Source organism: Aquitalea palustris, assembly GCF_003693445.1.
In the GTDB taxonomy this organism is placed as follows: Bacteria; Pseudomonadota; Gammaproteobacteria; order Burkholderiales; family Chromobacteriaceae; genus Aquitalea; species Aquitalea palustris.
In genome coordinates this window covers 1-4,130 of record NZ_RFAR01000142.1, presented here as the reverse complement: position 1 = coordinate 4,130, position 4,130 = coordinate 1, and the positions used below count along the sequence as shown (strand labels likewise).

4 protein-coding genes are annotated in these 4,130 nt (G+C 62.4%); 2 read left to right on the top strand and 2 right to left on the bottom strand.

Going from position 1 to position 4,130, the window contains the following annotated elements; all coding sequences use genetic code 11:
* A partial coding sequence (locus EAY64_RS20020; protein ID WP_233566524.1) for a methyl-accepting chemotaxis protein occupies positions 1-405 on the top strand: 405 nt, incomplete at its 5' end.
* Between the two features lie 249 nt (positions 406-654).
* Entirely contained in the window at positions 655-801 is a 147-nt protein-coding gene (locus EAY64_RS20480; protein ID WP_158604745.1) for a hypothetical protein, read from the top strand.
* A gap of 93 nt (positions 802-894) precedes the next feature.
* Here the strand turns inward: EAY64_RS20480 and EAY64_RS20015 are convergent, their stop codons facing one another.
* The gene (locus EAY64_RS20015) at positions 895-1,947 is read right to left on the bottom strand and encodes a response regulator (RefSeq protein WP_199734505.1); all 1,053 of its coding nucleotides are present in this window, start codon (positions 1,945-1,947) and stop codon (positions 895-897) included.
* Positions 1,948-1,958: 11 nt separating this feature from the next.
* Positions 1,959-4,130, bottom strand: a 2,172-nt coding sequence (locus EAY64_RS20010) for a hybrid sensor histidine kinase/response regulator (protein WP_103526502.1), incomplete at its 5' end; no start/stop codon positions are given.

Sequence of the window (4,130 nt, the reverse complement as noted above, 5' to 3'; positions counted from 1 at the left end):
GTGGTGGCCGATGAAGTGCGCAAGCTGGCCGAGCGCACGGCTTCTGCCACGGTGGAAATCGCGCAGATGATCAATAGCGTGATGAGCCAGACCGAAGTGGCCATCGGTCATACCAGCAAGACCAACGAGCGGGTAGCCACCGGTGTGGCCCTGTCGCGTGAAGCGGCTGACAAGGTGGGCAAGATCAAGGCCAGCACCCACGATATCGCGGGTCGCATGTCGGAAATCACCAGCTCGACCAAGGAGCAGAGCACGGCCACCACCGTCATGGCGCAAAGTGCCGAACGCATTAATGCCAAGGCGCTGGAAAGCGATGAAAACGTGCAACGCATCCTCAGCATCATCCAGGATCTGTCGCGTCGTGGCGGCGACCTGCGTGCGCTGGTGTCGCAGTTCAAGCTGTAGCCGATGTGGCAGTGCTGACTTGCTGCTGAACAGAACCCCCGCCATGGCGGGGGTTTTTTTATGGCGGTCTGACCATGCCGGATGGGTGGTGGTCGGCTTCGCGCCATCCCTGATGAAAAGGACAGTTTTTCGCTCGGAACTTTCAGCTCACGACAAGGAAGTGTCAGCTGTCAGCCGCTGGAATGAATTGCCAAGATAGCTGACAGGGCGCTGCAGCGCAGTCTGACAATCTATCTGGAGGTGTTGGTGATGAAAGCCTATCTACTGACCGTGGTGGAGCAGGATGGCCGTCGTTATACCGTGTGTGCATTGGCCAGCAGTTGCGGCGAGGCCTGTCTCAATGTGCTGGAAATGCTGGGGCGGGTGGCCGGCATCAGCGGGAGACGCATCAAATGAAGGCCGGTCTCTATCACTGGCTGGGTGGCATCTTGCTGTCCAGCCTGTTCATCGCCGCCCTGGCATTGGCCCAGGCGCTGGAGTAGCCGGGTATTAGCCGGTCAGGTCCGGGCTGCCCTCGTCGGCATAGGCCTGATGGATTTTCAGTATTTCCGGCAGTGCTTTCCTGAAGGCGGGTATCAGCTCCGGATCAAAATGCTGGCCAGACTGGCTGTACATGTAGTCGAGCGCCTCTGCCAATGGCAGTGCCGGCTTGTAGGGACGTACTGACAACAGGGCGTCGAACACATCGGCAATGGCCACGATGCGCCCAACCAGCGGGATGGCATTGCCGCGCAGGCCGTGCGGATAACCGCTGCCATCCCAGCGTTCATGGTGGGTGAGGGCGATGGTACGGGCGATTTGCAGCAGCTCGTCATCATGAGTGCCGATGATGTCGGCCCCCATCAGCGGATGCTGCTTCATCAAGGCCCATTCGGCGCTGTCCAGCTTGCCCGGTTTGAGCAGGATGTGGTCGGGAATGCCGATCTTGCCGATATCGTGCATGGGGGCGGCCAACTGCAGTATTTCCTGGGCCTTGTCGCCCAGGCCGGCCACTTCGGCGATCAGCCGCGATGCATGTGCCATGCGGATGACGTGATTGCCGGTTTCATTGTCCTTGAACTCGGCGGCCCGCCCCAGTCGCTGGATGATCTGCTGGCGCGAAGTCAGCAGTTCGCGGGTGCGCTGGGCCACCATGCGCTCCAGTTCGCGCGTCTGGTCGTACAGCGCCAGCTGGGTACGTACCCTGGCCTTGACGATGGGCGGGCTGATGGGCTTGGTGATGTAGTCTACCGCGCCGATTTCCAGCCCCAGCTTTTCGTCCTCCACCGAGCACATGGCGGTGACGAAGATCACCGGTATGTGCTGGCGGTCGGGGTTGGCCTTCAGCCGGCGGCAGACTTCATGGCCGCTGAGTCCGGGCATCATTACATCTAGCAAGACCAGATCCGGTGGCGAATCGGAATAGACGATCTGCAGCGCCTTTTCGCCATTGGCGGCCACCTTGATGCTGTAATCGTCCTCCAGAATGGCGGCCAGCAATTCGATGTTTTCCGGTACGTCATCGGCAATCAATATGCTCTGGCGCAGTCTGAGATCGGCCATGGTATGGGCTTTCAGTTGGCTTGCTGGGTCTGGTCGGGCTGCAAGCGCTCCGCCAGCTGGTTTAGCTGCCGCAGGGCAGCATCGTAGTCGTACTGCGCCGCCAGTCGTGACAGCTGGCGGGCGGCGTCCGCTTCGGCATGGCCGGCCAGTGCCCGGTACAGTTCGGCGGCACTGCGGCTGGCCTTGATATCGTTGTCTTGCAACTGGCTGGCCAGCGTACGCATTAGTTGCTGGCAGTCGACCAGCGTACTGGCTTCGCTGGCGACCGGCTCTGCCGGGTGTTCTTGTTCCACATGCACGAGCAGTCGCTGCAGTTGTTGTTGCAGCTGCTCGATGGCTTGCTGGCGCTGGTGGTCATTGCCGTCCAGGTGGTATTCCAGATGGCGGCAGGCAGCGGCCAGGGCATCCGCCCCGATATTGCCGGCCAGGCCCTTGAGATTGTGCACGATGCGCCGTGCCGTATCGGCTTCGCCTTGCTGCAAGGCCTGCTGCAGGCGCTGGGCGGCATCGTTCTCTCGCTCTTGAAAGCGGGTCAGCAGCCGCTGGTACAGGGTGTGATCGTCGCCCATGCGCAGCAGGGCTGACTTGCGGTCGAGCAGCTGTTCGCCAGGCGCCACCGTGGGGGCAGGGCTGCTGGCGGGCGCCAGTGGCTGGCCGGGGCGCAGGTGACGTAGCAGCACGGCGTAGAACAACTGGATGTCGATGGGCTTGGCGATGTAGTCATCCATGCCGGCATCCAGGCAGCGTTGTTCTTCACCAGCCATCACATTGGCGGTCATGGCAATGATGGTGAGTTCCCGGCCATGCGGCTGCTGGCGCAGCCGGCGCGTGGCTTCCAGGCCGTCCATCACCGGCATCTGGCAGTCCATCAGCAGCAGTTGAAAGTCTTGTTCGGCCACCATCTGCAAGGCCTCGGCACCGTTGCCGGCCAGCTGGGCCGTGATGCCGATCTGCCGCAGCAGCTCCAGTGCGACTTCCTGATTGGTCAGATTGTCTTCCACCAGCAGGACGCGACTGCCCTGCAGCAGCTGGCGCAATTGCGCCAGGTCGATGCGCGGCGCGCTGCTGGCCGGCAGCGCCGGTGCCTGGTGGCGGCAAGCGGTGTGAATGGCATCCAGCAGGGTGGAGAAGGTGGCCGGCTTGTCCATGATGCCATCCACCGGCGTTTGCCCCAGCGCCTGGCTCAGGCTGTCACTGTCGTGGGCGGTGGCCAGCAGGCAGACCGGCGCGGGCAGGTCGCTCAGTGCATGGATGCGTTGCAGGGTTTGCACGCCGTCCATGCCCGGCATTTTCCAGTCTATCAGTGCCAGCTGGTAGGGCTGGCCGGCAGCATGTGCCTGCTGCAAGGCCTGCAGCGCGGCCGGGCCGCTGTCGACAGCATCGGCCTGCAACTGCAGTGCCTGCAACATATGCACGAAGACTTCGCGCGCGGCTGCATTGTCGTCCACCACCAGGCAGCGCATGCCACGGATGTCCGGCAGGCTGGCAGGAATGGCGGCCGGTGACTGTGCTTTGCCCAGCCGGCAACTGAAGCTGAAGCAGCTGCCGTGGCCGGGGGCACTGCTGACGCTAATCTCGCCCTGCATCAGCTGCACGATGTGCTGGCTGATGCTCAAGCCCAGGCCGGTACCACCGTAACGGCGGGTGGTGGAACTGTCGGCCTGAGAGAAGGCCTGGAACAGTCGCTGCTGTTCGAGCTCGCTCATGCCGATGCCGGTATCGCGGACGGAGAAATCCAGCAGGACCGATTGTTCGTCTTCCTCACGCAGGCGGACGGCCAGCGTGATTTCGCCCTGTTCGGTAAACTTGACGGCATTGCCCACCAGATTGTTCAGCACCTGGCCCAGCCGCAGCGGGTCACCCCGCAGTTGTGGCGGCACCGCCGGGTCGATGTCGAACAGCAGTTCCAGCCCCTTGTCACGCACCCGCAGGGAGAGCAGGTCGGCTACCTGGCCGATGACGTTTTCCAGCGAAAAGTCCACCTGCTCGCAATGCAGTTTGCCCGCTTCGATCTTGGAGAAATCCAGAATGTCGTTGATCAGCCCCAGCAGGCTGTTGGCGGCGGCATGCGCCTTGTCCAGATAATTGCGCTGCTGTGGGGTCAGCGCGGTTTGCAAGGCCAGCTGGGTCATGCCGATGACGGCATTCATCGGGGTGCGGATTTCATGGCTCATATTGGCCAG

Coding starts and splice junctions, on each gene's coding strand:
- EAY64_RS20480 (WP_158604745.1), top strand. CDS start 655: ATGAAAGCCTATCTACTGACCGTGGTGGAGCAGGATGGCCGTCGTTAT.
- EAY64_RS20015 (WP_199734505.1), bottom strand. CDS start 1,947: ATGGCCGATCTCAGACTGCGCCAGAGCATATTGATTGCCGATGACGTA.